Raw genomic sequence first — 26,975 nt, forward strand, 5'->3', positions numbered from 1 at the left:
CAGACAAAGGACACACCATGGCAAGCGTCACCCTGCGCGGCAACCCAGTAGAAGTCGCCGGCCAGCTGCCGGCAGCCGGCAGCCAGGCTCCGGCATTCAGCCTCACCTCCGGCGACCTGGCCGACGTGGGCCTGGCCGCTTTCGCCGGCAAGAAGAAGATCCTCAACATCTTCCCGTCCATCGATACCCCGACCTGCGCTACCTCGGTGCGCAAGTTCAACGAAAAAGCCGCCAGCCGCGAGGGCGTGGTGGTGCTGTGCATCTCCGCCGACCTGCCGTTCGCGCAGAAGCGCTTCTGCGGTGCTGAAGGCATCGAAGGCGTGGTGAACCTGTCCACCTTCCGCAACCCGGCCTTTGCCGAAGCCTACGGCGTGAAGCTGGCCTCCGGCCCGCTGGCCGGCCTCACCGCCCGCGCGGTGGTGGTGCTGGATGAGAGCGACAAGGTGCTGCACAGCGAACTGGTGGCCGAGATCGGCAGCGAGCCGAACTACGACGCTGCACTGGCGGTGCTGTAAGCACCGCTGCATGCGGCCAACGTTGGCCGCAACGTGTGATCAGGCAGGCTCCCTTCGGGGAGCCTGTTTTGTTTTGTGGAGTAGGGCGGAAGCCCCGCAGGGGCGTTCCGCCGACTAGGTGGCGACAAGGTTGGCCGCATGAAAAAAGCTCCCCGCAGGGAGCTTTTTTCATGGCGTGGGTCGCTCAGGCGCCCTGCATGCGGAACCAGCCCAGGTCGCGGTTCAGCTGCTGCGAGGCATCGGTGAGCTGCTGCATGGCCGGTGCCAGCTGCTGCATGCGCTGGAAGATTTCGCTGGCCAGCGACGACACTTCCTCGCCGTGGTCGAGGATGCTCTGGCTGGCGTTGCTCTGCTCGCCGCTGCTGGTGGCAATGTCTTCCAGCACGCGATGGATGCCGGACATGGCCGCGTCCACGCCCTGCAGCGCCGCGCTCAGCGTTTCCTGCGCGCGGGTGCTGTCGCTGCTGGCGCTGCTGGCGGTGTCCATGGTGCCGCACAGTGCGGTGGTGGCGCCCTCCACCCGCAGCAGGGTGTCGAAGATGCGCGCGGTGGCGTCGGCGGTGCGCTCCGACAGCTTGCGCACCTCGTCGGCCACCACGGCGAAGCCGCGGCCCTGTTCGCCGGCGCGCGCCGCCTCGATGGCGGCGTTCAGTGCCAGCAGATTGGTCTGTTCGGCCACGTCGCGAATCATGGTGCTGATCTGCGCGATATCGCTGATCGAGGTTTTCAGCTGTTCGGTTTCCTTCACCGCGCCGTGGATGCGCTGCGACAGCGCCTGCAGGGTAGCGGTGGTGTCGTTCGCCAGCTGGCGGGCGTGGCTGGCCTGGTCATTGGCCTGCTGGCTGTCGGCCAGCGCCTGGGAAATGGCGCGGTCGATATTGGCGGATACACCGGCAATGGTCTGTGCCGACTGGCGGCTCTGCTCGCTCTGGCCGGCCTGCTGGCGGGTAATGCCGGTGACCTGGCTGGTCATCGCCAGCACTTCGTGCGCCTCGCGCTCGCTGGCAGCGGCGTTGCGGCTGACGCTGTGCAGCAGCTCGGCCAGCTTGTCGAGGAAGCGGTTGATGTGGCTGGCAGCCTGCGACAGCTCGTCCTGGCCATGTTGCGGCAGGCGGGTGGTGAGGTCGCCTTCGCCCAGGCGGTCCGCCGCGCGCTGCATGGCGGCAATCTGCTGCTTCAGGCGCCGCGCCAGCAGCACCTGCGACAGCACGACCACGATGCTGGCCAACAGCAGCGGCCCCAGCAGCCACAGCCCCAGGCGCAGCATGCGCTGCTGCATGTCGGCTTCGGCCTGCTGCTGTTGCTGGCGACCGGCCTGCAGCCGGCTGTCGATCTGCGCCACCAGCGGCACGATGCTCAGGTTGTAGGCTTGCTCGGGAATCGACAGCGCATCCTGCGGCGCGCTTTCGGCGATTTTCAGCGCCGATTGCAGGTTGGTGTGGAAGCTTTGCCAGTGTTTGCCGGCGCTGGCGGCAAAGTTGCGGCCTTCGTCGGCCGGCAGCGCGCTGGCGATGGCCGGCAGCAGGCGGCCTACTTCACCGTTGATATTGGCGAGTTTGCCGGCGGTTTCCGGCAGCAGCGGGTCGGCGCGCGACAGCGACAGCACGTCGGCTTTAAGGGTTTGCAGATCGGAGGAGAGTTGTTGCTGCCGGCTGTAACCGGAGAATTCGCTGCGCAGCGCCAGCCATTGCTGGCCGCTGCTCAGTGCTACCGCCAGCAGGCAGCCCAGGGTAAGAACCACGGTGAGCCACAGGCGTTTTACTAGCGTCATTGCTGCATTCCTTCATCGAGAAGCCGCAGTTTATGTAAGGCACGTTACATTACGATGACGTGTTACATGGCGGGGCAGGGCAGGCAGGCGGGGGCCGGCCTACCTTAAGCCGGATGCGTGACGATCTGATGACGCCGGGCGGGAAGGTTGGCCGCAGCCTACTGCGCCAGGCTGGCCTTGTGCTTTTCCATCACCCGCACATAGTGTTCGGCGGAATACTTGAAGTAGGCCAGCTCGCCCTCGGTAAGCGGCCGCACCTGTTTTACCGGGTTGCCCAGGTACAGGTAGCCGGATTCCAGCCGCTTGCCCGGCGGCACCAGGCTGCCGGCGCCGATCAGCACGCGGTCTTCGATTACCGCGCGGTCCAGGATGATGCTGCCGATACCGATCAGCACCTCGTTGCCTATGGTGCAGCCGTGCAGGGTGACGTGGTGGCCGATGGTGACATCGCGGCCGATCACCAGCGGCGCGCCCAGCGGGTCGCTTTCCTTGCGGTGGCTCACGTGCAGCATGGCAAAATCCTGCACATTGCTGCCGGCGCCGATGCTGATGCTGTTCACGTCGCCACGCACCACCGCGCACGGCCACACCGACACATTGGCTGCCAGGCTGACCTCGCCGATCACCACCGCGGCCGGGTCGATGTAGCAGGAGGAGTCGATCTGCGGCCGGTGGCCGTCGTAGCTGCGGATATTGCGATTCACCGAGTTGTCCTTATCTTGAAGAAATTACGCGTGCCATCATACCGCTCGCGCCCGCATGCCACATCGTCCGCGTACCACGCGGCTGCCACAGGAAACCGCCATGAGCCAGACCAACCCGTTGCTCGACTTCTCCGACCTGCCCCGCTTCGACACCATCAAGCCGGAGCACATCACCCCGGCGCTGGACGTACTGCTGGCCGAGGCGCGCACCGCCATAGCCGCCGTCATCAAGCAGGGCGGCGACAGCTGGGAAGAGGTCTCCGAGCCGCTGTCCGACGCCACCGAACGCCTGTCGCGCGCCTGGGGCGTGGTAGGCCACCTCAACGGCGTGATGGGCAATACCGACGGCCTGCGCGAGGCGTACAACGCCGAGATCCCGCGCATCTCCGCCTTCTTCACCGAGCTGGGGCAGAACCTGGAGCTGTTCGCCCGCTTCAAGGCCGTTGCGGCCAACCCTGCGTTTGCCGGCGCCAGCGCCGCGCGCAAGAAGGTGATCGAGAACGACCTGCGCGACTTCCGCCTGTCCGGCGCCGAGCTGCCGGATGAGCAGAAGGCGCGCTTTGCCGAGCTGTCCAGCCGCCTGGCCGAGCTGTCCAACCAGTTCTCGCAGCACGTGATGGACGCCACCGACAGCTTCTCGCTGTACATCGAAGACGTGACCGAGCTGGCCGGCATTCCGGAAGACAGCCTGGCCATGTACGCGGCGCTGGCCGAGGCCGATGGCCAGCCGGGCAAATACAAGCTGGGCCTGCAATTCCCGCTGCTGTTCCCGGTGCTGCAATACGCCGACAACCGCGCACTGCGCGAAAAACTGTACGAGGCCAACGCCAAGCGCGCCTCCGAATTCGGCCCCGCCGAGCAGGACAACGGCCCGCTGATCCGCGAGAAGCTGCAGTTGGCCGCAGAAGAAGCGCAGCTGCTGGGCTTTGCCAACTACGCCGAGCTGTCGCTGTACACCAAGATGGCGCAAAGCCCGCAGCAGGTTACCGACTTCCTGCGCGACCTGGCGCAGCGCGCCAAACCCTACGCGCTGCAGGATCGCGCCGAGCTGGAAGCCTTCGCCCGCGACGAACTGGGCCTGGCCGAGCTGCAGGCCTGGGACATCAGCTACGCCGCCGAAAAACTGCGCGTGGCGCGCTACGCCTTCTCCGAACACGAAGTGAAGCAGTACTTCCCCGAGCCCAAGGTACTGGCCGGCCTGTTCGGCGTGGTGGGCAAGCTGTACGGCGTGCGCTTTGCTGCGCGCAGCGTGGCTGCCTGGCACCCGGACGTGCGTTACTACGAAATCTTCCAGGGCGATGCGCTGCTGGGCGGCTTCTACCTCGACCTGTACGCCCGCGACGGCAAACGCCCCGGCGCCTGGATGGACGACGTGCGCGGCCGCCGCGTGAAAGACGGCCGGGTGCAGACCCCGGTGGCCTACCTGGTGTGCAACTTCAGCCGCCCGGTGGGCGACAAGCCGGCCTACTTCACCCACGATGAAGTCATCACCCTGTTCCACGAATGCGGCCACGGCTTGCACCACCTGCTCACCCGCGTGGACGAGCTGGGCGTGGCCGGCATCAGCGGCGTGGAATGGGACGCGGTGGAGCTGCCCAGCCAGTTCATGGAGAACTTCTGCTGGGAATGGGACGTGCTGCAGGGCATGACCGCCCACGCCGACAGCGGCCAGCCGCTGCCGCGCGATCTCTACGACAAGATGATCGCCGCCAAGAACTTCCAGTCCGGCATGCAGATGGTGCGCCAGCTGGAGTTCTCGCTGTTCGACATGCTGCTCTACACCGCTGCCGACCCAGGCAGCATCGACTGGCTGGCGCTGCTGGAACAGGTGCGCGACGAGGTGGCGGTAAACCGCCCGCCGGCCTACAACCGCTTCCCCAACAGCTTCAGCCACATCTTCGGCGGCGGCTATGCAGCCGGCTACTACAGCTACAAGTGGGCGGAGGTGCTGTCCGCCGATGCCTACGCGGCGTTCGAGGAGGCCGGCGGCGCCAACCCGGTGGTGGGCCGCCAGTTCTGGGACGAAATCCTGGCAGTGGGCGGCAGCCGCCCGGCGCTGGAATCCTTCCGCGCCTTCCGCGGCCGCGACCCGCAGATCGACGCACTGCTGCGGCACAGCGGCATGAGCGAGCCGGCGGCGGGTTGAGCGCGGCTTAACGGCATGCGGCCAACGTTGGCCGCAGGGCAGTGTGAACAAGGGCAAGCCTGTGACGGGCTTGCCCTTTTGTCATGCTGGCAAGATATGATTTGACGTTAAGGTGGCAAGGAGGCGCTTGCCATGCTGGCTGCAACATGGCCGGATTAATTTTTGCGGTGAGGTCACATGAACAAGGATCAAGCTTTTGCTGTGTTGAATGCCTCCTTCGCTTGTGGTTCTGATACTTGGGTTGCACCTGAGCATGATCGGGCTACATACATTGCCAATAAATCACAGCAGCTTCTTGGCTGCGTTATTGATCCGGTGAAAGTTACGATTCAGGGAGAAATGTTCCACTATGGGGTACACGAAAAACTAAGCCAATCACAGCTTCGCGCCATTGCACATCAGGACGGGCGCTGGTTGATTTACTCACCTGACCAGGATGTTTTTGCTCTTGGGTTTGGCGAAAGTGCGACAAGACTGACAGTGCTAGGCTTTGCCAGCGGAGATGCATTGGCCGAATGGTTGGGTTGAGCAAGTAACAAGTAGCCCGGGTTAGTGCAGTGCACACGGGGAAATACGTCTCGTGCATCCCGGATGCGCTGCGCTTATCTGGCGAGCGGCTGTCCAGCAGTAGCAATTTTCTGATGGAGTTCCCATGCAGGCATATGAGTTCATCGAGGGGTACGAGCAGGTTGTTGCCCGGTTCGGGCAGTGGCCCAGTTTTCATGATGGGGAAGTGCTGCGCATTATTCTGGATCGGTCGCCTCGTTTGCCTGACGGGACGAGCATTCCGTCTGTCGAGATTCACCTTCGTGGCTGGATCATGGGACCAGAGCTTGCCGAGGATGGCCGCTATAAACTCCGCAACGACTCCGTTATTCACTTCCTGTTTGAAGGCATTTCGGAATTTGAGCTCGAAGGCTTCAATCAACAGAATGTGGTGACCTCGGTAAACCTCGCACTGAGCGATGGGCCGCATGGCAGCAATAACATCTTGCATGTCGAGTTTGAGCACTGCTACCAGTTTTGCTGCGCTTTCATTGCTCGGCGGGCCAGGGTTATGAGTATCCGTCCTTATTCCGAACCGCTCGCTGGTTTGGCCTGAGCATTGCAACGTCCAAGGTCCACCCTGCCGGGTAAAACGTTGGCCGCAAGCTGCTTCCACAACTTCCCGGATCGCCACCCGATGCAGCACATTCTGTTCCTCTGCTCGCAAAACCGCCTGCGCAGCCCCACCGCCGAGCAGGTGTTTGCCTGCTATCCGGGCATTGCCTGCGATTCCGCCGGCCTGCATGAGTCGGCCGAGGTCTATCTGAGCCCGGAGCAATTGCTGTGGGCGGACATCGTCTTCGTGATGGAGAAGGCGCATCGCAGCAAGCTGTCGCGCAAGTTCCGGCGCTACCTGAATGGCAAGCGGGTGATCGTGCTGAACATTCCCGACAACTACGGCTATATGGATCCGGTGCTGGTGGAGTTGCTGCAGCGCAAGGTGGCGCCGTTTCTCAAACCGGCCAGCCCGACGGCGTGATGGCGGGTCTTGGTCGCCACTGCTTGCGCGGTGAGGCTGCATATCAACCTCGCTGCTATAACGAAGCTCCTTCGCCGGCCAGGCCGTGCCGGCAATCACTGCGAGACATCACCATGAGCACGACTTTCCGTACCCGCCGCCAGTTTGCCGCCACCCCGGATGCGGTATTTGCCGCCATGGCCGATGCCGGGCGCATCGCCCGCTGGTGGGGGCCGGCGGGTTTCAGCAACCGCATTGCCGAATTCGATTTCCGCCCCGGCGGGCGCTGGGTGTTCGAGATGATCGGGCCGGACGGCACGGTGTATCCCAACGAATCGGAATTCACGGTGATAGAGACCGGGCGCCGGCTGGTGTTGCGCCATGTCTGCCAGCCGCATTTCCAGCTGACCATCACCCTGCAGCCGGTGGATGGCGGCACGCTGCTGCTGTGGGAGCAGGCGTTCGACGACGCGGCGGTGGCAGCGGCGCTGCAGCATATCGTGGAGCCGGCCAACGAGCAGAATCTGGACCGGCTGGCGGCGGAGCTGGCCACAGGCTGAAGCCATGCCGCAACGGCCCTGATATTGCCTGGGCCGGGCCTGGCAACAATTTATGCCGCTGGCGCGGAACCATTGCCGCGGTCGGTGTTCAGACACATGTCTGTAGCATGTCGCATGCTTCAAGGCAGCAAGCGAACTGACTGTGCCCCCGCTCATGCGGGGGTCTTTTTTTGCCTGCGCCAAATGAAAAAAGCCGCGAGCAAGTCGCGGCAAAGGAGAGCCGGCGCCACTGGCGCAAGCAAGCAATCAGCGTTGTACGGCGGCCAGCATCAGACCGGCAATCATGAACAGGCCGCCGGACGTGCGCGAGAAGCGCTTCAGGCGCTGGCCGTGGGCCAGCCATTCGCCCAGGCGGCCACCGGCAGCCGCCAGCAGCACGGCAATCACCAGGTCGGCCACTACCCAGGTGGCGGCCATGACCAGGTACTGCGGCCACAGGCTGTGGCTGGGGTCCAGAAAGCGCGGCAGCAGCGCGGAGAAGAAGATGGTGTCTTCCGGGTTGCTCACCGCGAGCAAAAAGGCGGGGCGGAAGCCGCTCCACAGCCGGGAGGCGGGGCCGCCATCGGCGGCGCCATCCAGCTTGAACGGCTTGCGCCACAGGGTAATGCCCAGCCACACCAGGTAGCCGGCGCCCAAAAGCTTCACTACCTTGAAGGCGGTGGGCGAGGTGAACAGCAGCGCGGTGATGCCCAGCGCCGACAGCGCCATCAGCAGCAGCGCACCGGCGGAAAAGCCCAGCGCATTGGGGATGCCGCCGCGTGCGCCATGTTGCGCGCCGTGCGACAGGGTAAGCAGCGGGCCCGGGCCGGGCGCCGCCATCAGCATAACGATGGTGCCAAGATAGAGAATCCAGTTACTGAACGACATGATGCGAGTCCTTGGCGCCACGGCGCGGGGGCCGTGAACGCGGTTTCCTGCCCGTCCGCGGGCGGGCCGTGCTTGCGGCCAGGGGGCGGAGGGCATGTGTGGCCTGCGGCAGGGCGCGGTGGCGCCGGACGCAGGCAGATATTGCCGAGCGCGCGGGTAGCGGCTCAGGCGCTATTCAATGGGGAAACGGGCAGGAAACGACGCTAACGCGGCGGTTTGGACTGCAGGTCAGGCTGGGCGGCCGGATGCTGGCGATGAGCTTGCGGCTTGGCGGGGGAGCGTACGGAGAAGTCGACGGCCAACGGGGCCAGGCGACGCTGATGCGGGTTCTTGGTAGGGCACTCGTTGAGAGCCTGATTGGCCGGATGGCGCGAATGACGAGAGAACAATTGGAACTTCCGGTTACGAAGATGTGGCCATTCTAGGGGGCCTCGGTGGGGCTTGGCAAGCTTGGTGTTTATTTTGTTAGACGCTGCACTGCAATAACTGGCTGATTTTTGGCCGTGATGCCGCTGCAGGTGTTTGGAATTTTAGCCGCGTTGTCAGCCTGCGCCGGCCGCGCTAAGGTGACGCCCTGCAATCTGAACCGGAGCACCCCATGCAACTTGCCACCTGGAACGTCAATTCGCTGAAAGTGCGCCTGCCGCACGTGCTGCAGTGGCTGGCGGAAAACCCCGTAGACGTGCTGTGCCTGCAGGAGCTGAAGCTCGACCAGCCGGCGTTTCCGCAGGCCGAAATCGAGGCGGCGGGCTACCAGGCGGCATGGCTGGGGCAGAAGACCTATAACGGCGTGGCCATCCTGGTGAAGAACGGCTGCAGCATGAGCGACGTGGTCAGCGGCATCCCCGATTACGACGACGAGCAACGCCGGGTGATCGCCGCCACCGTGGACGGTGTGCGGGTGATCTGCGCCTACTTCGTCAACGGCGAGGCGGTGGATTCGCCCAAGTACCAGTACAAGCTGCAGTGGCTGGCGAACATGGAGCGCTATGTGGCCGCCGAGTTGGCCGCACACCGGGATTTTGCGCTGCTGGGCGACTACAACATCGCACCGGAAGACATCGACGTATACGACCCGGAAGGCTGGCACGAGCAGGTGCTGTGCACCACGCCGGAGCGCGATGCCTTCCGCCGCCTGATCGGCATGGGCCTCACCGACAGCTTCCGCCACTTCAACCTGGAGCCGAAGATGTACAGCTGGTGGGATTACCGCGCCATGATGTTCCGCCGCAATATGGGCGTGCGCATCGACCATATCCTGATCAGCGACAGCCTGAAGGCGCGCGCCAGCGGCTGCGTTATCGACAAGGCCCCGCGCAAGTGGGAACGCCCGTCCGACCACACCCCGGTAGTACTCACCCTCGGCTGACACAAGGATTCCACCATGCCGCATCTCACTGTTGAATATTCCGCCAACCTGCAGCAACTGCCGGCACCGCAGCTGCTGCAGCGCCTGAATGACGTACTGCTGCAAAGCGGCCAGTTTGCCGGCCCGGACATCAAGAGCCGCGCGCTGCCGCTGCCGGTGTTCCTGGTGGGCGACGAGCCGGCAGGCCATGCCTTTGTGCATGTGAAGCTGGCGCTGCTGTCCGGCCGCCCGCCGGAGGTGAAGAAGATGCTGTCGCAGCAGCTGCTGGACGCGTTGCAGAGCGTGTGCGACTGGCCGGCGGAGCTGGCGGTGCAGCTGTGCGTGGAGCTGATGGATATCGATCGCGCCGGCTACAGCAAGACGGTGATGGAATGAAAGCGCGACTGATCGGCGTCCTGGCCCTCCTGCTGACCGGCTTGCTGCCGGTGGCGGCACAGGCCGGCGACGTACCGGGACGCTTCGATTTCTACGTGCTGACCCTGTCGTGGTCGCCGGATTACTGCGCGGCGCGGCCGCAGGATGCCGAACAGTGCGGCCGTTCCTACGGCTTCGTGCTGCATGGCCTGTGGCCGCAATACCAGCGCGGCTACCCGGCCGACTGCAGCAGCGAGTTGCTGCAGCCGCAGATCGAGCGCCAGTTCGCCGGCCTCTACCCCAGCCGCAAGCTGTTCCGCCACGAATGGCAGAAGCACGGCAGCTGCAGCGGGCTGAGCCAGCAGCAGTTCCACCAGCTGGCCGCCAGCCTCAAGGCAAAAGTACGCATCCCCGCTGCCTACCTGGCGCCGGCGCAACCGCTGCGCCGCAGCCTGCCGCAGCTCAAGGCCGATTTGTCTGCAGCCAACCCCTGGCTGCCGGCCAGTGCCATCAGCGTAGCCTGCAGCGGCAGCGGCCGCTTCCTGCAGGAAGTGCGGCTGTGCATCAACAAGCAGGGCAGCGCCGCTGTTGCCTGCAGCGAGCAGATGCAGCGCGCCGAGGCACGCAGCTGCCGCCAGCCGGATGTGCTGGTGCGCAGTGTGCGCTGAAGCAAAGGGTGTAGCAAGAGGCGATCCGCGGATCGCCTTTTTTCATGGCGGCTGCAGGTTGGCCGCAGGCCATACCTGCGCGAGGGGGCTGGCTGTGCGCGGGTATGAACCGCGGGTTCAGCCCGCCCTACGCACCATCGCCCTGAGTCCGGAGAAGCACCCTGTTGGCCGGCGCTCCCCGAGCCGCCGCCGGGTGCTTCACGACGTTGGCCGCAACAGTTGTCACTTGCCACTGCCTGCCGCCGGCCCGCGGGGCTGCCGGCCGGCAGCGGGCGCAGGTATGCTGGGCATCCTGTTCCGTAGCGCTGGCGTGCCATGTCCGAAGACATCCATTTCCTGCTGTTGCCCGAGTTCTCCATGCTGGGTCTGCTGTCGGCGATCGAGCCCTTGCGGGTGGCCAACCGCTTTCGTAGCGACTTGTACCGCTGGCATCTGCTGAGCGTGGATGGCGAATCGGTGCGTGCCAGCAACGGCATGTCGCTGCAGGCGGAGGGCAGCTTCGCCAGCGTGGCGGCGGTGCAGACCTTGTTCGTGGTGGCCGGCTTCAACCCGCTGGCGCATGGCGCGGCCGGGCTGAATGGCTGGCTGCGGCAGCTGGAGCGGGCCGGCGCCACGCTGGGCGGCATCGATACCGGCTGCTTCGTGCTGGCCGAGGCCGGGCTGTTCCAGCAGCAGCGGCTGACCCTGCACTGGGAGGCGATTGCCGCCTTCCGCGAGCGCTTCCCGCTGCTCAACGTCACCCAGGAGCTGTTCGAGATCGATGGCCGCCGCATCAGCTCCGCCGGCGGCACTGCCTCGCTGGACCTGATGCTGGAGCTGATCGGCCGCCGCCACGGCGCGGCGCTGGCCACCCAGGTGTCGGAGCAGTTCGTGCTGGGGCGCATCCGCGCCAAGAGCGATCACCAGCGCATGCAGTTGGCCGCACGCTATGGCGTGCACAACAAGAAGATCGTGCAGGTGCTGGCCGCCATGGAGGCCAACACCGAGTGCCCGCTGTCCAGCGACGAGCTGGCCGATGGCGTGGGGGTGACGCGGCGGCAGCTGGAGCGGCTGTTCCGTGCCCAGTTCGACGAGACGCCGAGCAGCTTCTACCTGCGGCTGCGGCTGGAGCGGGCACGCGAGCTGCTGCGCCAGACCGATATGAGCGTGCTGGAAGTGGGCGTGGCCTGCGGTTTCGAGTCGGCCACCTACTTTGGCCGCGCCTACCGCAAGCAGTACGGCACTACCCCCAGCCACGACCGCAACGCCATCGCGCCCGGGCACGGTTAGGGGGCCTTGCCATCAACAAGCCAGCTGCGGCAGATCGCGGAACAGCGCCAGCGCTTCCGGGTTGGCCAGCGCCTCCTGGTTGCGCACCGTGCGGCCGTGCACCACGTCGCGCACTGCCAGTTCCACCGGTTTGCCGCTGCGGGTGCGCGGAATGTCCGCCACCTGCACGATACGCGCCGGCACGTGGCGCGGGCTGGCGTGCTGGCGGATGCGCTGGCGGATACTGTCCTCCAGCGCCGCATCCAGCTGCAGCCCGGTGGCCAGGCGCACGAACAGCACCACGCGCACATCGCCCTGCCAGTCCTGGCCGATGCACAGCGCTTCCAGCACCTGTGGCACGGTTTCCACCTGGCGGTAGATTTCGGCGGTGCCGATGCGCACGCCGCCGGGGTTGAGCACCGTGTCGGAGCGGCCGTGGATGATCATGCCGCCGCGCGCGGTGAGTTCGGCGTAGTCGCCATGCACCCAGGTATTGGCGTAGCGGGCGAAGTAGGCAGCGTGGTACTTGCTGCCGTCGGCATCGTTCCAGAAGCCCAGCGGCATGGACGGAAACGGCGCCACGCAGACCAGCTCGCCCTTGTCGCCCACCACCGGCTGCTGCGCCTCGTTCCACACCTCCACCGCCATGCCCAGCCCGCGCGCCTGCAGCTCGCCACGGTGGATGGGCAGCGTCGGGCAGCCCAGCGCGAAGCAGGACACGATGTCGGTGCCACCGGAGATCGAGCACAGCGCCACGTCGGGCTTGATGGCGCGGTACACGTAGTCGTAGCTTTCCGGCAGCAGCGGCGAGCCGGTGCTGTACAGCACGCGCAGCGCCGCCAGATCGTGCTGCGCCGGCTGCACGCCGGCCTTTTCCAGTGCCGACAGGTATTTGGCGCTGACGCCGAGGTGGCTCACGCCCAAGCGAGCGCACAGCTGCCACAGCAGGTCTTCATTGCCGGCCGGCAGCGCCGCACCGTCGTACAGCACCAGGCCGGCGCCGCAGGCCAGTGCGCTGGCCATCCAGTTCCACATCATCCAGCCGCAGGTGGTGTAGTACAGCAGGCGGTCGTTCGGGCGCAGGTCGCCGTGCAGCTGGTGTTCCTTCAGGTGCTGCAGCAGCGTGCCGCCGGCGCCGTGCACGATGCACTTGGGCACGCCGGTGGTGCCGGAGGAGTACAGGATGTACAGCGGCGCATCGAAGGGCAGTGGCTCGAAGTCGATCAGGGCCGCCGGGTAGGGGGCAATGAAGTCGTCCCAGCTGCAGATGCGCTCGCCGGCCGGCAGCTGCGGGCTGTCGCCCTCACTGGTACTCACGATGAATCTCTCCACGCCGGGCAGCGCGGCGGCCAGCGCCGCCAGCTTGTCATCCAGCGCGATGCGCTTGCCGTTGTAGCGGTAGCTGTCGCTGGCGAACAGCAGCCGCGGCGCGATCTGGCCGAAGCGGTCCAGCACGCCCTGCACGCCGAAATCCGGCGAGCAGCTGCTCCACACCGCGCCAACGCTGGCGCAGGCCAGCATCACCGCCAGGGTGTGCGGGCTGTTGGGCACCAGCGCCGCCACGCGGTCGCCCGGCCGGATGCCGTGCGCGCGCAGCGCCTGCGCCAGCCGGCTGACGGTGTCGTACAGCTGCTGCCAGCGCCACGCCACCGGCTGCAGCCGTTCGTCCACGCCGTACACGGCAATGGCGTCGTCGCGGCGGCGCAGCAGGTTCTGCGCGAAGTTGAGGCGGGCGCCGACGAACCAGCGCGCGCCGGGCATGCGCTCGCCGTCCTGCAGCACGCAGTCCGCCTCGCGCTGGCTGATCACGCCGCCAAAGCGCCACACCGCCTGCCAGAATGCCGCCGGCTCGCGGATGGACCACTGGTACAGCGCGTGGTAGTCCGGCAGCGCCTGTTGCTGCTCGGCGGCGACCTGCGCCTGGAATCGCTGCAGCAGGCTGTCGCCGCGCGGCTGCCACAGCGGGGCGGCGGCGTTCATGCCGCACCTCCTTGCCGGGCGGCGCCGGGCAGGGCGATCACCCGCCCGGCGTAGGCCGGCCACGGCCCGGCACTGCTTGCGGCCAACTGTTGCACCTGCGCCAGCACTGCCGGGCTGAACGCTGCGCCACGCGCGATGCCGGTATCGATGTGCATCAGCATCTGCTCGCTTACCGCCGCCGGTTCGGCATCGTCGCCACGGTACAGGCTGAAGTAGACATGCAGCCGCTTGCTGTCGTGGCCCAGCAGTTGCGCCTCTACCCGCAGCGGCTCGCCCAGCTTCAGCTCGCGCAGGTAGTTCAGGTGCACTTCCAGCGTGTACACCGAGCGCTGGCTGCGCTGGCGCTCGGCTTCGTCCAGGCCGATGCGCTCGATCAGCGCGTCGCTGGCCAGGCTGAACGCCAGCAGGTAGTAGGCGTCGCGCATGTGGCCGTTGTAGTCCACCCAGTCGCTGCGCACGCTGTTGCGATAAAGGCACAGTGCCGTCATGTCACACTCCGTGTGGGTAAGGAAAGCATGGTTTCCATTCAGGTATTGGAACGGTATCGAAAAATGGTGCGCCCGGCATGTAGGGCGGGTTGAACCAGCGGAACTGTGCGCGGGTATGGCCTGCGGCCAACCCGCCCTATGGTGAGCCTCACCCAACAATCCGGCTAACTTCACAAAAGGCAGGGTCGAACCGACTTGCCCCAAACCCGTTGGCGCGAGCCGGGCAAAATGGTGCCGTCCAGCAGGTAGGGCGGGTTGAACCGGAGGTTCATTCCCGCGTGAAGCGACAACTGTGCGCGGGTATGGCCTGCGGCCAACCCACCCTACGGTGTAGCCGTACCGCCGGGCAGGTTTTCGCCCCCGCTTACACCCCGTGGCGGGCCTTGCAGGCCTCGATGGCACGCTGCACCTGGATGATGCAGTCGTCGCGGTAGCGCTCCAGCGCCTTGATCGAGTGCTGGCCGAGCTGCTCGCTGGTGCCGGCCACCACGCTGTCGATCAGCTCGTCGGTAAGCTCCGGCGCCTGCAGCTTGGTCCACGGCAGCTGCAGCGCCGGGCCGAACTGCTGCATGAAATGTCGCATGCCGGCGTCGCCGCCCGCCAGGGTGTAGGTGAGGAAGGTACCCATGAAGGACCAGCGGATGCCGGCGCCGTAGCGGATGGCGTCGTCGATCTCGCCGGTGGTGGCCACGCCGTCGTTGACCAGGTGCAGCGCCTCGCGCCACAGCGCTTCCAGCAGGCGGTCGGCAATAAAGCCCGGCACTTCCTTGCGCACGTGCAGCGGGTGCATGCCGAGTTCGGCGTAGATGCGGCTGGCGGCGACGATGGTCTCCGGCGCGGTGTGCTGGCCGCCCACCACTTCCACCAGCGGCAGCAGGTACACCGGGTTGAACGGGTGGCCCACCACGCAGCGCTCGGGGCGCTGCGCGTCGCGGTAGAACTCGCTGGGCAAGAGGCCGGAGGTGGAGGAGGCGATGATGGCGTCCGGCTTGGCGGCCGCCGAGATGCGGGCGTGCAGTTCCTGCTTCAGCGACAGCCGCTCCGGCGCGCTTTCCTGAATGAAGTCGGCATCGGCCACCGCTTCTTCCACCGTGGCGACGAAGCGCAGCCGCTGCGGCGAGGCGCCGGGCTTCAGCCCCAGTTGCTGCAGCGCCGGCCAGGCGTTGGCGATATTGGCGCGCAGTTGCGCTTCGGCGCCTGGTGCCGGGTCCCAGGCCACCACGTCCAGGCCGTTGGCCAGTGCGCGTGCCACCCAGCCGCTGCCGATGACGCCGACGCCGAGGGCGGCGAAGGTTTTCAGTTCGGTAATCAATGCCATGTCGAGTCTCCTGCCTGCCGGCATGGGCCGGCGGTGTGATGTGCGGTATGCGGCCAACCTTTAGCCGCGTTTCTTCAGCCCCAGCTTCTTGCGGCCTTCTTCCGGCGTCAGCGTGCGCGCGCCCAGCTTTTGCACGATGTCGATGGCGCGCTCCACCAGCGAGCCGTTGCTGGCGAACACGCCCTTGTCCAGGTAGAGGTTGTCTTCCAGCCCCACGCGCACATTGCCGCCCAGCAACACCGCCTGCGCCACCATCGGCATCTGCATGCGGCCGATGCCGAAGCCGGCCCAGATGGCGCCCGGCGGCAGGTTGTCCGCCAGCGCCTTCATGCTGGTGGTGTCGGCCGGCGCGCCCCAGGGAATGCCAAGGCAGAACTGGAACAGCGGCGCATCGTCCAGCAGCCCTTCCTTCAGCATCTGCTTGGCAAACCACAGGTGGCCGGTGTCGAACACCTCCAGCTCCGGCTTCACGCCCAGTTCCTGGATGCGTTTGGCGCCGGCGCGCAGCTGCGCCGGGGTGGAGACGTAGATGTAGTCGCCGTCGCCGAAGTTGAGCGTGCCGCAGTCCAGGGTGCAGATTTCCGGCAGCAGCTCCTCGACGTGGATCAGCCGCTCCAGCCCGCCTACCAGGTCGGTGCCTTCGCCGAAGGCCATCGGTGTTTCGCCGGGGCCGATCTGCAGGTCGCCGCCCATGCCGGCGGTGAGGTTGAGGATCATGTCCACGCCGGAGGAGCGGATGCGGTCCACCAGTTCGCGGTACAGCGCGGGGTCGCGGCTGCCCTTGCCGGTGTGCGGGTCGCGCACATGGCAGTGCACCACGGTGGCGCCGGCACGGGCCGCCTCGATGGCGGCATCGGCGATCTGGCGCGGGGTGACGGGGAGGTTCGGGTGCTTGCCGACGGTATCGCCGGAGCCGGTCACCGCACAGGTGACGATCACTTCCTGGTTCATGGGTGCTCCTAGGGTTCAGGGCAAAGGGATTCAGGGCAAAGCCTCTCCTGCCGCGCGCCAGCGGGGCGCGGTGGGGTGTAGCGAAGGAGAGGGAGGCTTACTGCTGCGCGAGGTAGGCCTTGACGGCGGGCAGGCCCGGCTTGCCGTCATAGGTGGTGACGCCATCCAGCCACGGTGTCAGCACTTGCGGGTTGCGCTGCAGCCATTGGCGGGCGGCGGTATTGGGGTCGATCTTCTGCATGATCGGCGCCATGACGTGGTTTTCCATGTCCAGCGTGTACTTGAGGTTGCCCACCAGCTTGCCGACATTGGGGCAGCGCTGCTGGAAGTCGTTGGCCAGCACGGTGTACACCTTGGAGCCGCCGTAGTTGGGGCCGAACTGCTTGTCGCCGCCGGACAGGTAGGTGAGCTTCATCATGAAGTTCATCGGGTGCGGCTCCCAGGCCAGGAACACCACCATGCGCTTCTGCTTGAAGGCCTTGGTGGCCTCCACCAGCATGCCGGCCTCGCTGGATTCGATCAGCTTGAAGCCGCCGAGGCCGAACTCGTTGCTGTCTATCATCTTCTTGATCTGGGCATTGCCCTGGCTGCCGGCTTCGATGCCGTAGATCTTGCCGTCCAGCTCCTTGCGGAAGCGGGCGATGTCGGCAAAGGTGCGCAGGCCCTTGTCGGCGGCGTAGCTGGGCACGGCCAGCGTGTACTTGGCGCCGTCCAGGTTGGGCGTGGGCAGCACCTGCAGCGCCTTGGCCTGCACGTAGGGGCTGATGGCCGGGGTCTGCGACGGGTCCCAGTAGCCGAGGTAGGCATCCAGCTGCTTGCTCTTCAGGCCGGCGAACACGATGGGCTCGGAGGCGATGGTCTTGCTGGGGGTGTAGCCCAGGCCCTGCAGCACCACGCTGGCGAGGCCGGTGGTGGCGGCGATGTCCGACCAGCCCACGTCGGCAAAGTGCACGTTGCGGCAGCTTTCGGGTTCGGCAGCCAGCAGCGGGGCACTGGCCAGGCACAGCAGCAATCCGGTGGTACGTAGCTTCATGTCTCATCTCCTTGGTGGTGACGACTTCACGGGTACGACGGGGGATACCTTACCGGTGCGGGCGTGGCGCTCTGCCACCTGTAGCGACAGCTGCTCAAACTGCAGCGACACATTGTGACGCGGGGGTGAAAAAAGTGGGAGGTGTGGGGTGGGGGAGTCTTACGCTCTCGCAGGGCGAAAGCCCCACAGGGGCGTTCCGCCGTGTTGCGAGCATCTTGCGGCCAACTTTGTGCGCTGCTGGGGGCGAACGGCGGAACGCCCGGTGTTACCGGGCTTCCGCCCTACGGGTAGCGTGTAGGTTGGGTTGAGCGTAGCGAAGCCCAACGTTTAGCGCGTAGTGGTTGTGGCTTGGTGTTTTGGGTAGGCGTGGAATCCGCTGTGCGGATGATGTTTGAAGTCGCCGGTTCCGCCCGGCGTACGGGGAGGGGGGCGTGCCGCCGCCCCTTCCACCCCTGCTCGCCGGATGGTTTGATAGGGTGGTCCGCGAAACCCCGGCCAAAAAGGCATTTGCCAGGCGCCGGCAATTCGCCGTTTGCTAACGTCAAACGGCTCAGCTGCCGTCTTAAAACCTGGGGAACACCATTTTGGCCGGCGCTCCCCGTGGGGCAGTTTGGGTGCTACACAACGTTGGCCGCATGTTGTGGGCGTGGGTTGATGTGGCCAAAGTTTTTATTCCGTTTCTTGTAGGGCGGGTTGAACCAACGGTTCATACCCGCGCACAGCCAGCCACCTCTCGCGGGTATGGCCTGTGGCCAACCCGCCCTACGGCAGATCCCACCTGACAATTACGCCTACAAAACAAACAGCGGGACCGAACCGACGTGCCCCAATCCCGTTGGCGCGAGCCGTGCAAAATGGTGCGCCCCAGGTTTTAAGACGCCGATCTGTCTGAGTCCCGAGCCGTTAGCGAGGGGCGAGTTCGGCGGCGCCTGGGGCGTGCCTTTTTGCACGGGGTTTCGAGCAGCCCCGGGGAGCCGGGGATTGTTAAGGGGGCCGCGGTGGCCCCCTTAACCTGTCCGCCGGGCGGAACCGGCATCAAAATCATCATCCGCGCAGCGGATACAAAGCCTGATAACGCGGCAACCGTTGGGCTTCGCTACGCTCAACTCAACCTACGCACTTATGCGGCCAACCCGCCCTACACGTGACTGCCGGCACGAAAAAAGCGGCCCGTCATGGGCCGCTTGGTGTGCGAGAGCCGAGGGCGCTACAGGAAGCGCGCCGGCGCGTACGGCGTCGGGTCGGTGAACGGCGTTTCGTGGCAGATCAGCTGCGCCAGCAGTTGGCCGCATACCGGCCCCAGCGTCAGACCATGGTGGGCGTGGCCGAAGTTGAACCACAGGCCGCGGTGGCGCGGGGCGGCGCCCAGTGCCGGGCGCATGTCCGGCAGGCAGGGGCGGCTGCCCATCCATGGCGTGGCGTCCAGCCGTTCGCCCAGCGGGAACAGCCCGCGCGCCAGCGCTTCCGCCTGCTCCAGCTGCGCGTAGTTGGGCGGCGCGTCGCGGCGCGCCAGTTCCACGCCGGTGGCGATGCGCAGGCCGCGCTGCATCGGCGATACCACGAAGCCGCCTTCCACGTCGGCCACGGTGTACTGCAGCCCAGGCCCCTGCGGGCGGTAGTGCATGTGGTAGCCGCGCTTGGCCTGCAGCGGGATGTGGTAGCCCAGCGGGCGGAACATGTCGTCCGACCACGGCCCCATGGCCACCACCACCTGCGCGGCGCGCAGCGTGCCCTGCACGGTGGCAATCTGCCAGCCGCTGCCGTCCGGCGTCAGCGACGTAGCTTCCTGCTGCAGCAACACGCCGCCCAGGGTCTGGAAATAGGCGGCGTAGCCGCGGGTGAGCGCGCCGGGGTCGGCCACGCGTTGCGGGTCACGCCAGTGCACCGCACCGGCAAAGCCCTCGCCCAGTCCCGGCTCGGCGGCGCGCAGCGCGGCGGCGTCCAGGATCTGCAGCCGCAGGCCGTGTTCGGCGGCGATGCGGCGGGCGTTGTCGGCCTCGCGTTCGAAACCAGCCTCGGTGCGGTAGGCCTCGTACAGGCCGTCGTCGCTGCACAGCTGCTGCATATTGGCGGCGGTCAGCAGGGTGGCGTGTTCGTCCAGGCTGCGGCTGATCAGCGGCAGCATGTCGTGGGCGGCCGCGGCGAGGCGATGCGGGGCGGAGGCGCGGAAGTAGCGCCACAGCCATGGCGTGCTCTGCAGCAGGGTGGATGGCTGGTAGCGCACGTCGGCACTGCGGTTGCGGGCGATGCGCAGCACGCTGCCGATGTCGCGCGGAAAGCCGTAAGGCGTCACGGCGGCGCGTTCCAGCAGGCCGGCGTTGCCGTGGCTGGTTTCCTCGCCGGGGGCGCGGCGGTCCAGCAGCGCCACGCGCTGGCCGCGCTGCTGCAGGGCGATGGCGGTGGAGACGCCGATCATGCCGGCGCCCAGGACGATGATGTCGAAATCCATATTGCTGCTCTTTATCAGATGCGGTTGCCATGGGCGCTGTGGGCAGCGGCCATGGCAACGGAATCTGGTTTGCGCGCAGGTTTCCGGGTTGGCCGCATGCTGCGGCCAACCCGGTACCCGCCTTACTTGGCGATGATGTCGCGCTTGAAGAACTTCATCGACAGGCGGCTCAGGGTGCCGTCTTTCTTCAGGCTGGCGATGGCCTTGTTCAGCTCGGCGGTCAGTGCCTTGTTGTCCTTGCTCACGCCAAAGCCGGTGCCTTCACCCAGGGTAGCGAAGTCGCTGAGCACCTTGCCGGCAAAATCGAAGTCCTTGCCCTGCGGCTTGCTGAGGAAGCCATCCGTGGCGTTCTGCGCTTCCTGCACGCTGGCATCCAGGCGGCCGGCGGCCTGGTCGAGGTAGATCTGCGCCTGGTCGCGGTAGGCCACGATCTTCACGCCGTTCTTCTCCCAGTGTTTGCGCACGAAGTCTTCCTGGGTGGCGCCTTCCAGCACGCCCACGGTCTTGCCTTTCAGGCTGGCCACGGTGGGCTGCAGGCCGCTGCCGCGCTTGGCCACCATCTGGATCGGCACGATGTAGATCGGGGTAGTGAAGTCGACGGATTCGCGGCGCTTGGCGGTGATGTTCATCGCCGAGTTGATCACCTCGAACTTCCGGGCTTTCAGGCCGGGGATCAGGCCCTCGAACGAGGTTTCCACCCAGCTGCACTTGGCCGCCATGCGTTCGCATACCGCCTTGCCCACTTCGATGTCGAAGCCGACCAGCTGGCCGTCGGCCTGCTTGCTTTCGAACGGCGGGTACAGCGGCTCCAGCCCCATGCGTATGGTGGTCTGGGCGATGGCCGGCATGGCCAGCAGGGCGAGGAGGGGCAGGGCGAGCTTGTGAAGGGTACGGCGAGTCATGTGGCTTCTCCAGAGGTGATTGCTTGGTCTTCCCGTGAATCGTGCGCGGTGGGCCGCATCTCGTTGGGGTGGTGTTAATGTAGACAAAAAATCCATAGTGGACAATTTATTTCTATTTTTTGTTGGCCGCTGCTAGACTGCGTGGACAGAATTTCCACAATGGACACAAGGCGCATCGCGCCGGGAGACGCTCATGACCACCTCGCACCAACGCCCGCCGATGATTCTGAACGCCGAACAGATCCGCCCGCTGCTGGCTGGCCTGCCGCTGGCCGCCACCCTGCGCAGCCTGTTCGCGGCGCTGGCCGACGAGCAGGCGGTACAGCCGGCACAGACGCTGACGCTGTTCCCGCAAGGCAGCGGCGATTTCATCACCTACCAGGGCGTACTGGCCAGCGAGCAGGTGTTCGGCGCCAAGCTGTCGCCGTACATCGTTACCGGTGGCAAGCCGGTGATTACCGCCTGGACCGCGCTGATGTCGATGCAGACCGGCCAGCCGTTGCTGTTCTGCGACGCCGGCGAACTCACCGCCGAGCGCACCGCCGGCACCACCGCGCTGGCGGTGGACGAACTGGCACCGGCCGACAGCCGCGTGCTGGTGCTGATCGGCTGCGGCGCGCTGGGGCAGGCGCATCTGCGCCACGCGCTGCCGCTGCGCGACTGGCGCGAGGTGCGCGTGTACGCGCCGGATCTTGCGGCCAACCCTGCGCTGCAGCAGCAACTGAGCGCGCTGGATGCGCGCGTGCGCTGCTGCGACAGCCTGGCTGCCGCCACCGACGGCGCCGACGTGATCATGCTGTGCACCTCGTCCGCCGCCGCGGTGCTGGACCCGGCCACGCTGGGCAAGCCGGCGCTGATCACCTCCATCAGCACCAATGCCGTCAACGCGCACGAAGTGCCGCCGGAAAGCCTGGCCGGCATGGACGTGTACTGCGACCATGCCGCCAGCACCCCCGGCCGCGCCGGCGAAATGGTACTGGCTGCCGAACGCGGCTGCTGGCACCCGGTAGCGCTGTGCGGCGACCTGGCCGCGCTGGTGTCCGGCCGCGCGCCGCGCCCGGACTACAGCCGCCACGTGTTCTTCCGCTCCATCGGCATGGGGCTGCAGGACGTGGCCATCGCCCACGCCATCTGGCAGCGCCACGCGGCCACTTGTCCGGCCTGAGCACATCGGTCACTATCCGCGTGTCCTCTACCCCCGACGCAACCATGAGCGCCCACATCGCATCCCGCCAGCAACTGCTGCTGGCGCGCTACCAGCACCTGGCAGACGGCATCGCCCGGCTGTTCTTCCCCTATGCCGAGGTGGTGATCCACGACCTGGAAACCCAGCGCGTGCTGTACCTGGCCAACAACCTGTCGCGGCGCGAGGTGGGGGATGACGCAGCGCTGGAGGAGATCGAGCGCACCATAGACGAGCGCACGGTGGGCCCGTACGAAAAGCTGAACTGGGACGGCCGCAAGATGCGCTGCACCAGCTCGGTACTGTTCGACGATGCCGGCACGGCGCTGGGGGTGATGTGCATCAACTTCAACATCGCGGTGTTCGAGAACATGCACGGCATGCTGGATATGCTGCTCAAGGGCGCCGGGCTGGTGGAGCAGCCGGCGGAGCTGTTCCGCGACGACTGGCAGGAGCGCATCAACACCTTCATGCACGCCTGGCTGCACGAGCGCCAGCTGGCGCTGAACACGCTGACGCGCCAGCACAAGCGCGAGCTGGTGGCGGCGCTGTACGCCGAGGGAGCCTTCAACGGCAAGAGCGCCACGCACTACATCGGCAGCGTGCTGGGGCTGGGGCGGGCGACGGTGTACAAGTACTTGAAGGAGCTGCGCGGGGAGTAGCCGTGCGATTGGCGCGGCTACCTGTCAGGCAAAAAAAAACTGCTCCGCGCCAGGGCGCAGGAGCAGTCAAATGGAGAGATGTGAATCAATGATGCCCCGGGTCAGCCCCCTGCGGCACGCTCCAGAGTGCTCTCCGGAATGCCTGGCATTGGAATGAAGTTGGGCAATTGCTTCATGCGTTCGATCCAGCGCTGGATATTCGGGTAGGCGCCGAGATCTATGCCGCCTTCGCCCGCCATGGCGGTGTAAGGGAAGCAGGCAATATCGGCGATGGTGGGCTGCTCCAGCGCCAGCCACTGCCGCCCGGCCAGGTGCTCATCCATGATCTTGAAGACGCGATGGGCGCCGGCCTGCAGTTTTTCCAGATCCAGCGGGTAGTTCAATATCTTTACCAGGCGGGCCGCTGCGGAATTCATGATTTCGCCGCCCCCGGTGGCAAGCCATTGGCTGATGCGTGCCGCCGACTCTGCATCTTCCGGGTACCAGCGCTTGGTCTGATCGTACTTTTTGGCCAGGTAGACCAGGATGGCCTGGGCATCGCGCAGGCGCAGCGGGCCGTCTTCAAAAATCGGAATTTCACCGAAAGGATTCAGCGCAGTGTATTGCGCGTTCTTATGCTCCTTGTTGATGAAGTCGACGGGTGTTTTCTGGTAGTTGAGTCCCAGGATGCTGAGGAACAGGCGAATCTTGTAGCAACTGCCGGAAAGCTCGAAATCGTAAAGTCGAAGCATGGTAAGTCTCCTAGGTATGAGGTCGCCTTGAACGGCCTCACGGCAATCTGCCAATCACGGCGTTGGCACCCGCTGCGCGTTCAGATGGTGCGGCCATAGAAGCCCAGCCGTTCCTCATCGCTGAACATCACATCGGGATTTTCGTAGTACGAGAAGACGGCAATCATGCGATCGGTATTCCCTTGCACGGTGGTCACGCGGTGCGCGGTGTTCTTGCCGCGGAATACGTTCAGGGTGCCGGCTTTCACTTCCAGGTTTTGCACCTGCCTGTCCTGTCCTTCGAGCAGTCTGGCCACGCCATCGTAGTTTGGATCGTTGTCGGACCGCAGGTTGGTGCGGTACTCGAAATGCCCGCCTTGCTGGGGCTCCTGCAGCAACAGGGTGGTGGTGAATTCAGAACGGTCGAAATGCCAGTTCAGGGCCTCGCCCGCGCGATAAGACATGATGTTGATCCGTGCCAGCGGGTCCTGCATCAAGTGCAGGGCTTCTTTCCCCATGGTGGCGGCCAGGAAGCGTAGCAGGGGCGGGTATTCATAGATGGTCTGAACCAGACTGGTGGCAATCTGGTCCGCACATACGGTGTGGTTGATGGTTTCCACCTTGCGTAGTGCGGGGTGCCCGGCGGGCAACTCGGGAATGTCGGGTTTGAAATAGATGTTGTGCACACGTTTGTGGGTGTGGGATTGCGTGTCCATGACCGGGCGGATTTCCGCTACCGCTTTTTGCGCAACACCTGGGCGCAGAAAGCCTTCCAGGTTGAACATCCCGGTGTTGGCCAGTTCGGCAGTGGCGCTGGCAACAAGCGCCTGCCATTCTGCGCTGCCCTCCCGGTCTAGTGGGTAGCGGTCAAGATCGATAATTTCTCGCATGCTCATCTCCATTCGGAACAGACCCAGGTACACCGCCTTATCCGGTTGTGTTGCGGCAATCGGCAGCCTGTGAGGGTCGGGTGGTTTCACATTGCAGAGCACCGGGGCTGCCGCGAGACGCTTGCTACAAGGCATCGCGAACCCCGCATCGCTGCTGAAAAAATGGGCTGCAGATGTGGTGGCCAGAATCTACATAAAAGAAAACTTAATATCAACGGCATAAATTATTGCTCTTGCACAAGAAAAACTTTATGTGCGTGCTGCGGGCCGCGCTTTGGGAGGGCGGTGCAACTGGATCACCAGTGCCCAGGTATTGCCGCCACCAGGCGCGGATGCGGCCAACATGGGGCTGATTGCATACTGTTTGGGCCGAGGGTGGCGGGGGGAGCTGGCGCGGAGCCGCGGCCAGGAAACGGACTGATCACAGCGCAGGCGCGCTGTAACGCCGCACGCCTGCTGGCGCGGCGCATTGGCGACCATAAGACGCCGGAGCCGGCGCCTTATGGCCATGTGGGGAGGGTCAGGCTGCTTTGTTGCCCAGCAGTTGCAATAGCCGGCGGACTTCCGTGCGCTCGGCCATGGCATTCGGCGTGAATGCGCAGTAGGGGTGGCCAAGCTTGATCGAGGTGGTCGACAGGGCTATCAGGCGGCCGGCCTCCAGGTCGGTCTGCGCGGTGATGCGCTGTCCGAGGGCGATGCCCAGCCCCATGCGGGCCATGGAGGTTGCCAGGCTGGAAAGCCCGGCCCGCCGCCCGCGTGAGGTATCCAGGTGGCGCGGGTTACCCGTCTTGGAAAACCAGTCATGCCAGGTTGGATGTGAGGCGTAGTTCGGGCCCCAGTTGGTGTGGATGAACATGCTTTCGTGAATGTCCGCCAGGCTGAAGTCATTGTTGCCATAGCGATACCAGAATTCGGGTGTGCACACTGGCAGCACTTCGTCGTGGATGAGCGGCGTCATCTTCAGCGCCGGGTAATGGTAATCGCCATAGCTGATGCGCAAATCGATATTGTTGCGTGCCAGGTCAACCGGGTCATCTTCAACCCGGATGTCGATCGACATCTGCGGGTAGACCTCCAGCAGTTCGGCCAACTTGGGTGTCAGCCATATCTCCGCCAGTGAAAATGGCACGCTCACCACCAGACGCGTCCGCAGTTCTCCTTCCTGTATCCGTTGTGTCATCGCGGCAATATCACTGAGCGCACGCGAGGTTTGCGGGTAAATGGCATGGCCTGCATCCGTCAGCGTGATGCGATTGCCATTGCGCACAAACAATTGCTTCCCCAGGAATGTCTCCAGATTGCGTACTTGCTGGCTGATTGCCGCGGAAGAAACGCAGAGTTCTGCCGCGGCCAGCACGAAACTGCCGGTACGCGCGGCAACCTCAAAAGCCTTGACGGCATTGAGTGGAGGAAGAGCGGCCATGACTTGTTCTTTCAAAAGAAAATCTATGGCAACCATAACAATTTCGTCTGTTGTGGTAAAGAATTAATTTATGTACATTGAGATTACTCAATTCAAGGTGGTGTTTTTTGTGGCAGTGACCGGCAGTAGCTAGCTGGCGCACCGCCCCGGTTCCAAAAAATCAAGCCGTAAACAGGTTCCCTGTGCCGCGGCAGAAACGGCCCAGTCCATTGGCTGGACAACACGCTCGTAACACACATCGGAGAACGAGACATGCATGCACCCAAACTGTCTGCAACAACGCTGGCATTAATGGCCGCCATGGCTACTTCAGTGCTATCCGGCCAGGCGGAGGCCAAGGACTGGCAAAGCGTCACCATTGCGCTGGAGGGCGCATACGAGCCGTGGAATCTGACCAACCCGGATGGGTCGCTGGGTGGCTTCGAGCCGGAGTTGGCCGCAAATCTCTGTGCCCGCATGAAAGTGAAGTGCAAGCTGATCGCTCAGGACTGGGACGGCATGATTGCCGGGCTGAAAGTGGGCAAGTTCGATGTGATCATGGACGGTTTGGCGGTGACGGAGGAGCGCAAAAAAGAGATAGCCTTCTCCGTGCCCTATGCCAGTACGCCGGCAGTGTTTGCCGCCTTGAAAAACGGACGTTCCGCCAACCTGAGCGGAACGGGCAAGGAGATTAGCCTGACTGGGCGGGCAGCGACGGATAAGCCGGCCATGGATCTACTGCGCAAGGAATTGAAAGGTAAAACCATTGGTATCCAGACGGGCACCGCGTTTGCACCGTTCATTTATACCAACTTCAAGGAAGTTGCCAGCATTCGCGAGTACAAGACAGCGGCGGAACATGATATGGACCTGCAGGCTGGCCGCATTGATGTCGCTTTTGACGATGCCACTTACTTTGTTTCGGCTTTTGCCAGGCCGGATAATAAAACCCTGGCGTTTACCGGGCCAAAAATCGGCGGCCCTATCTGGGGTGTGGGGGAGGCGCTTGGCTTCCGGCAGGCCGACACGGATTTGAAGGCCAGGTTTGATGTGGCAATCAAGGCCGCCTTGGCGGACGGCACGGTAAAAAAACTGAGCGAGAAATGGTTCAAGCTCAATATCGCGCCAAAACAATGAAGCACTATGGGGGTCGCCAGCCCGATATATGCCGGGCGTGAGTGAGCATCCCCCACTCGCTGACGGGCACCTCGAAAACTCCAGCTTGCGTTGCGATGCTTGTATTGCGCACGACTGCTCCTTCCGACATATCCACCAGATGTCGCGTAGGTAGTTGCGTTCGT

General features: G+C 64.9%; 26 protein-coding genes. 13 read left to right on the top strand and 13 right to left on the bottom strand.

What is annotated here, in order from left to right; translation table 11 throughout:
* Positions 1-17 precede the first annotated feature (17 nt).
* On the top strand, positions 18-515 hold the full coding sequence (gene tpx / locus PSELUDRAFT_RS07565; RefSeq protein WP_088966269.1) for a thiol peroxidase: 498 nt from the start codon (positions 18-20) through the stop codon (positions 513-515).
* A 184-nt stretch (positions 516-699) separates the two neighbouring features.
* Here the strand turns inward: tpx and PSELUDRAFT_RS07570 are convergent, their stop codons facing one another.
* Positions 700-2,286, bottom strand: a complete 1,587-nt coding sequence (locus PSELUDRAFT_RS07570) for a methyl-accepting chemotaxis protein (RefSeq protein ID WP_088966270.1) — start codon at positions 2,284-2,286, stop codon at positions 700-702.
* A gap of 158 nt (positions 2,287-2,444) precedes the next feature.
* On the bottom strand, positions 2,445-2,990 hold the full coding sequence (locus PSELUDRAFT_RS07575) for a gamma carbonic anhydrase family protein (RefSeq protein WP_088966271.1): 546 nt from the start codon (positions 2,988-2,990) through the stop codon (positions 2,445-2,447).
* Positions 2,991-3,090: 100 nt separating this feature from the next.
* Between PSELUDRAFT_RS07575 and PSELUDRAFT_RS07580 the strand changes: the two genes are divergently transcribed.
* The 5 genes from PSELUDRAFT_RS07580 (at position 3,091) to PSELUDRAFT_RS07595 (ending at position 7,200) form a co-directional block, all read left to right on the top strand.
* A complete protein-coding gene (locus PSELUDRAFT_RS07580) occupies positions 3,091-5,136 on the top strand; it encodes a M3 family metallopeptidase (protein ID WP_088966272.1) in 2,046 nt (681 codons plus the stop codon).
* Positions 5,137-5,313: 177 nt separating this feature from the next.
* Complete coding sequence (locus PSELUDRAFT_RS19320; protein WP_157725058.1) at positions 5,314-5,664, top strand: hypothetical protein; 351 nt, start codon at positions 5,314-5,316, stop codon at positions 5,662-5,664.
* 124 nt (positions 5,665-5,788) lie between these two features.
* Positions 5,789-6,238, top strand: coding sequence for an Imm50 family immunity protein (locus tag PSELUDRAFT_RS07585; RefSeq protein WP_088966273.1), 450 nt, complete (start codon positions 5,789-5,791; stop codon positions 6,236-6,238).
* 3 nt (positions 6,239-6,241) lie between these two features.
* The gene (locus PSELUDRAFT_RS07590; protein WP_231895331.1) at positions 6,242-6,661 is read left to right on the top strand and encodes a low molecular weight protein tyrosine phosphatase family protein; all 420 of its coding nucleotides are present in this window, start codon (positions 6,242-6,244) and stop codon (positions 6,659-6,661) included.
* Positions 6,662-6,774: 113 nt separating this feature from the next.
* Complete coding sequence (locus tag PSELUDRAFT_RS07595; protein ID WP_088966274.1) at positions 6,775-7,200, top strand: SRPBCC domain-containing protein; 426 nt, start codon at positions 6,775-6,777, stop codon at positions 7,198-7,200.
* Positions 7,201-7,446: 246 nt separating this feature from the next.
* On the opposite strand, the gene PSELUDRAFT_RS07600 is transcribed toward PSELUDRAFT_RS07595, so the two are convergent.
* Positions 7,447-8,067 carry a LysE family translocator gene (locus PSELUDRAFT_RS07600; protein ID WP_157725059.1) on the bottom strand — a complete coding sequence of 207 codons (621 nt, stop codon included), beginning with the start codon at positions 8,065-8,067 and terminating at the stop codon, positions 7,447-7,449.
* Positions 8,068-8,665: 598 nt separating this feature from the next.
* Here PSELUDRAFT_RS07600 and xth point away from each other — a divergent pair.
* The 4 genes from xth (at position 8,666) to PSELUDRAFT_RS07625 (ending at position 11,727) form a co-directional block, all read left to right on the top strand.
* The gene (gene xth / locus PSELUDRAFT_RS07610) at positions 8,666-9,436 is read left to right on the top strand and encodes an exodeoxyribonuclease III (RefSeq protein WP_088966277.1); all 771 of its coding nucleotides are present in this window, start codon (positions 8,666-8,668) and stop codon (positions 9,434-9,436) included.
* Between the two features lie 15 nt (positions 9,437-9,451).
* Positions 9,452-9,811 (top strand): 5-carboxymethyl-2-hydroxymuconate Delta-isomerase, encoded by a 360-nt coding sequence (locus PSELUDRAFT_RS07615; RefSeq protein WP_088966278.1) that lies wholly within the window; start codon positions 9,452-9,454, stop codon positions 9,809-9,811.
* On the top strand, positions 9,808-10,458 hold the full coding sequence (locus tag PSELUDRAFT_RS07620; RefSeq protein WP_088966279.1) for a ribonuclease: 651 nt from the start codon (positions 9,808-9,810) through the stop codon (positions 10,456-10,458). Before PSELUDRAFT_RS07615 ends, PSELUDRAFT_RS07620 begins: the two co-directional genes overlap by 4 nt.
* A gap of 315 nt (positions 10,459-10,773) precedes the next feature.
* Positions 10,774-11,727, top strand: coding sequence for a GlxA family transcriptional regulator (locus PSELUDRAFT_RS07625; protein WP_088966280.1), 954 nt, complete (start codon positions 10,774-10,776; stop codon positions 11,725-11,727).
* A 12-nt stretch (positions 11,728-11,739) separates the two neighbouring features.
* On the opposite strand, the gene PSELUDRAFT_RS07630 is transcribed toward PSELUDRAFT_RS07625, so the two are convergent.
* The 7 genes from PSELUDRAFT_RS07630 to PSELUDRAFT_RS07660 all read right to left on the bottom strand — a co-directional run bounded on the left by PSELUDRAFT_RS07630 (position 11,740) and on the right by PSELUDRAFT_RS07660 (position 20,827).
* A complete protein-coding gene (locus PSELUDRAFT_RS07630) occupies positions 11,740-13,686 on the bottom strand; it encodes an acetoacetate--CoA ligase (protein WP_088966281.1) in 1,947 nt (648 codons plus the stop codon).
* On the bottom strand, positions 13,683-14,174 hold the full coding sequence (locus PSELUDRAFT_RS07635; RefSeq protein ID WP_088966282.1) for a thioesterase family protein: 492 nt from the start codon (positions 14,172-14,174) through the stop codon (positions 13,683-13,685). Before PSELUDRAFT_RS07635 ends, PSELUDRAFT_RS07630 begins: the two co-directional genes overlap by 4 nt.
* Before the next feature lie 364 nt (positions 14,175-14,538).
* Complete coding sequence (locus PSELUDRAFT_RS07640) at positions 14,539-15,492, bottom strand: L-carnitine dehydrogenase (RefSeq protein ID WP_088966283.1); 954 nt, start codon at positions 15,490-15,492, stop codon at positions 14,539-14,541.
* Between the two features lie 60 nt (positions 15,493-15,552).
* The gene (locus PSELUDRAFT_RS07645) at positions 15,553-16,443 is read right to left on the bottom strand and encodes a 3-keto-5-aminohexanoate cleavage protein (protein WP_088966284.1); all 891 of its coding nucleotides are present in this window, start codon (positions 16,441-16,443) and stop codon (positions 15,553-15,555) included.
* 97 nt (positions 16,444-16,540) lie between these two features.
* The gene (locus PSELUDRAFT_RS07650; RefSeq protein ID WP_088966285.1) at positions 16,541-17,476 is read right to left on the bottom strand and encodes a choline ABC transporter substrate-binding protein; all 936 of its coding nucleotides are present in this window, start codon (positions 17,474-17,476) and stop codon (positions 16,541-16,543) included.
* Positions 17,477-18,683: 1,207 nt separating this feature from the next.
* On the bottom strand, positions 18,684-19,925 hold the full coding sequence (locus tag PSELUDRAFT_RS07655; RefSeq protein WP_088966286.1) for an FAD-binding oxidoreductase: 1,242 nt from the start codon (positions 19,923-19,925) through the stop codon (positions 18,684-18,686).
* 122 nt (positions 19,926-20,047) lie between these two features.
* Positions 20,048-20,827 carry a transporter substrate-binding domain-containing protein gene (locus PSELUDRAFT_RS07660; RefSeq protein WP_088966287.1) on the bottom strand — a complete coding sequence of 260 codons (780 nt, stop codon included), beginning with the start codon at positions 20,825-20,827 and terminating at the stop codon, positions 20,048-20,050.
* A 193-nt stretch (positions 20,828-21,020) separates the two neighbouring features.
* Between PSELUDRAFT_RS07660 and PSELUDRAFT_RS07665 the strand changes: the two genes are divergently transcribed.
* Complete coding sequence (locus PSELUDRAFT_RS07665; protein WP_088966288.1) at positions 21,021-21,992, top strand: ornithine cyclodeaminase family protein; 972 nt, start codon at positions 21,021-21,023, stop codon at positions 21,990-21,992.
* A 44-nt stretch (positions 21,993-22,036) separates the two neighbouring features.
* Positions 22,037-22,672 carry a transcriptional regulator gene (locus tag PSELUDRAFT_RS07670; RefSeq protein ID WP_088966289.1) on the top strand — a complete coding sequence of 212 codons (636 nt, stop codon included), beginning with the start codon at positions 22,037-22,039 and terminating at the stop codon, positions 22,670-22,672.
* Positions 22,673-22,773: 101 nt separating this feature from the next.
* On the opposite strand, the gene PSELUDRAFT_RS07675 is transcribed toward PSELUDRAFT_RS07670, so the two are convergent.
* The 3 genes from PSELUDRAFT_RS07675 to PSELUDRAFT_RS07685 all read right to left on the bottom strand — a co-directional run bounded on the left by PSELUDRAFT_RS07675 (position 22,774) and on the right by PSELUDRAFT_RS07685 (position 25,731).
* Positions 22,774-23,403, bottom strand: coding sequence for a glutathione S-transferase family protein (locus PSELUDRAFT_RS07675; RefSeq protein WP_088966290.1), 630 nt, complete (start codon positions 23,401-23,403; stop codon positions 22,774-22,776).
* A gap of 80 nt (positions 23,404-23,483) precedes the next feature.
* Positions 23,484-24,272, bottom strand: coding sequence for a 2OG-Fe(II) oxygenase (locus PSELUDRAFT_RS07680; protein WP_088966291.1), 789 nt, complete (start codon positions 24,270-24,272; stop codon positions 23,484-23,486).
* Between the two features lie 520 nt (positions 24,273-24,792).
* Entirely contained in the window at positions 24,793-25,731 is a 939-nt protein-coding gene (locus PSELUDRAFT_RS07685) for a LysR substrate-binding domain-containing protein (RefSeq protein WP_231895332.1), read from the bottom strand.
* Positions 25,732-25,947: 216 nt separating this feature from the next.
* Here PSELUDRAFT_RS07685 and PSELUDRAFT_RS07690 point away from each other — a divergent pair, with 216 nt between their 5' ends.
* Positions 25,948-26,811 (top strand): transporter substrate-binding domain-containing protein, encoded by an 864-nt coding sequence (locus PSELUDRAFT_RS07690; protein WP_088966293.1) that lies wholly within the window; start codon positions 25,948-25,950, stop codon positions 26,809-26,811.
* Positions 26,812-26,975 lie beyond the last annotated feature (164 nt).

Source organism: Vogesella sp. LIG4, from assembly GCF_900090205.1.
Classification (GTDB): domain Bacteria; phylum Pseudomonadota; class Gammaproteobacteria; order Burkholderiales; family Chromobacteriaceae; genus Vogesella.

What these genes read in the sequence shown, in the direction of transcription:
- tpx (WP_088966269.1), top strand. Translation starts at nt 18, where the DNA reads ATGGCAAGCGTCACCCTGCGCGGCAACCCAGTAGAAGTCGCCGGCCAG.
- PSELUDRAFT_RS07570 (WP_088966270.1), bottom strand. Translation starts at nt 2,286, where the DNA reads ATGACGCTAGTAAAACGCCTGTGGCTCACCGTGGTTCTTACCCTGGGC.
- PSELUDRAFT_RS07580 (WP_088966272.1), top strand. Translation starts at nt 3,091, where the DNA reads ATGAGCCAGACCAACCCGTTGCTCGACTTCTCCGACCTGCCCCGCTTC.
- PSELUDRAFT_RS19320 (WP_157725058.1), top strand. Translation starts at nt 5,314, where the DNA reads ATGAACAAGGATCAAGCTTTTGCTGTGTTGAATGCCTCCTTCGCTTGT.
- PSELUDRAFT_RS07585 (WP_088966273.1), top strand. Translation starts at nt 5,789, where the DNA reads ATGCAGGCATATGAGTTCATCGAGGGGTACGAGCAGGTTGTTGCCCGG.
- PSELUDRAFT_RS07595 (WP_088966274.1), top strand. Translation starts at nt 6,775, where the DNA reads ATGAGCACGACTTTCCGTACCCGCCGCCAGTTTGCCGCCACCCCGGAT.
- PSELUDRAFT_RS07600 (WP_157725059.1), bottom strand. Translation starts at nt 8,067, where the DNA reads ATGTCGTTCAGTAACTGGATTCTCTATCTTGGCACCATCGTTATGCTG.
- xth (WP_088966277.1), top strand. Translation starts at nt 8,666, where the DNA reads ATGCAACTTGCCACCTGGAACGTCAATTCGCTGAAAGTGCGCCTGCCG.
- PSELUDRAFT_RS07615 (WP_088966278.1), top strand. Translation starts at nt 9,452, where the DNA reads ATGCCGCATCTCACTGTTGAATATTCCGCCAACCTGCAGCAACTGCCG.
- PSELUDRAFT_RS07620 (WP_088966279.1), top strand. Translation starts at nt 9,808, where the DNA reads ATGAAAGCGCGACTGATCGGCGTCCTGGCCCTCCTGCTGACCGGCTTG.
- PSELUDRAFT_RS07625 (WP_088966280.1), top strand. Translation starts at nt 10,774, where the DNA reads ATGTCCGAAGACATCCATTTCCTGCTGTTGCCCGAGTTCTCCATGCTG.
- PSELUDRAFT_RS07630 (WP_088966281.1), bottom strand. Translation starts at nt 13,686, where the DNA reads ATGAACGCCGCCGCCCCGCTGTGGCAGCCGCGCGGCGACAGCCTGCTG.
- PSELUDRAFT_RS07635 (WP_088966282.1), bottom strand. Translation starts at nt 14,174, where the DNA reads ATGACGGCACTGTGCCTTTATCGCAACAGCGTGCGCAGCGACTGGGTG.
- PSELUDRAFT_RS07640 (WP_088966283.1), bottom strand. Translation starts at nt 15,492, where the DNA reads ATGGCATTGATTACCGAACTGAAAACCTTCGCCGCCCTCGGCGTCGGC.
- PSELUDRAFT_RS07645 (WP_088966284.1), bottom strand. Translation starts at nt 16,443, where the DNA reads ATGAACCAGGAAGTGATCGTCACCTGTGCGGTGACCGGCTCCGGCGAT.
- PSELUDRAFT_RS07650 (WP_088966285.1), bottom strand. Translation starts at nt 17,476, where the DNA reads ATGAAGCTACGTACCACCGGATTGCTGCTGTGCCTGGCCAGTGCCCCG.
- PSELUDRAFT_RS07655 (WP_088966286.1), bottom strand. Translation starts at nt 19,925, where the DNA reads ATGGATTTCGACATCATCGTCCTGGGCGCCGGCATGATCGGCGTCTCC.
- PSELUDRAFT_RS07660 (WP_088966287.1), bottom strand. Translation starts at nt 20,827, where the DNA reads ATGACTCGCCGTACCCTTCACAAGCTCGCCCTGCCCCTCCTCGCCCTG.
- PSELUDRAFT_RS07665 (WP_088966288.1), top strand. Translation starts at nt 21,021, where the DNA reads ATGACCACCTCGCACCAACGCCCGCCGATGATTCTGAACGCCGAACAG.
- PSELUDRAFT_RS07670 (WP_088966289.1), top strand. Translation starts at nt 22,037, where the DNA reads ATGAGCGCCCACATCGCATCCCGCCAGCAACTGCTGCTGGCGCGCTAC.
- PSELUDRAFT_RS07675 (WP_088966290.1), bottom strand. Translation starts at nt 23,403, where the DNA reads ATGCTTCGACTTTACGATTTCGAGCTTTCCGGCAGTTGCTACAAGATT.
- PSELUDRAFT_RS07680 (WP_088966291.1), bottom strand. Translation starts at nt 24,272, where the DNA reads ATGCGAGAAATTATCGATCTTGACCGCTACCCACTAGACCGGGAGGGC.
- PSELUDRAFT_RS07685 (WP_231895332.1), bottom strand. Translation starts at nt 25,731, where the DNA reads ATGGTTGCCATAGATTTTCTTTTGAAAGAACAAGTCATGGCCGCTCTT.
- PSELUDRAFT_RS07690 (WP_088966293.1), top strand. Translation starts at nt 25,948, where the DNA reads ATGCATGCACCCAAACTGTCTGCAACAACGCTGGCATTAATGGCCGCC.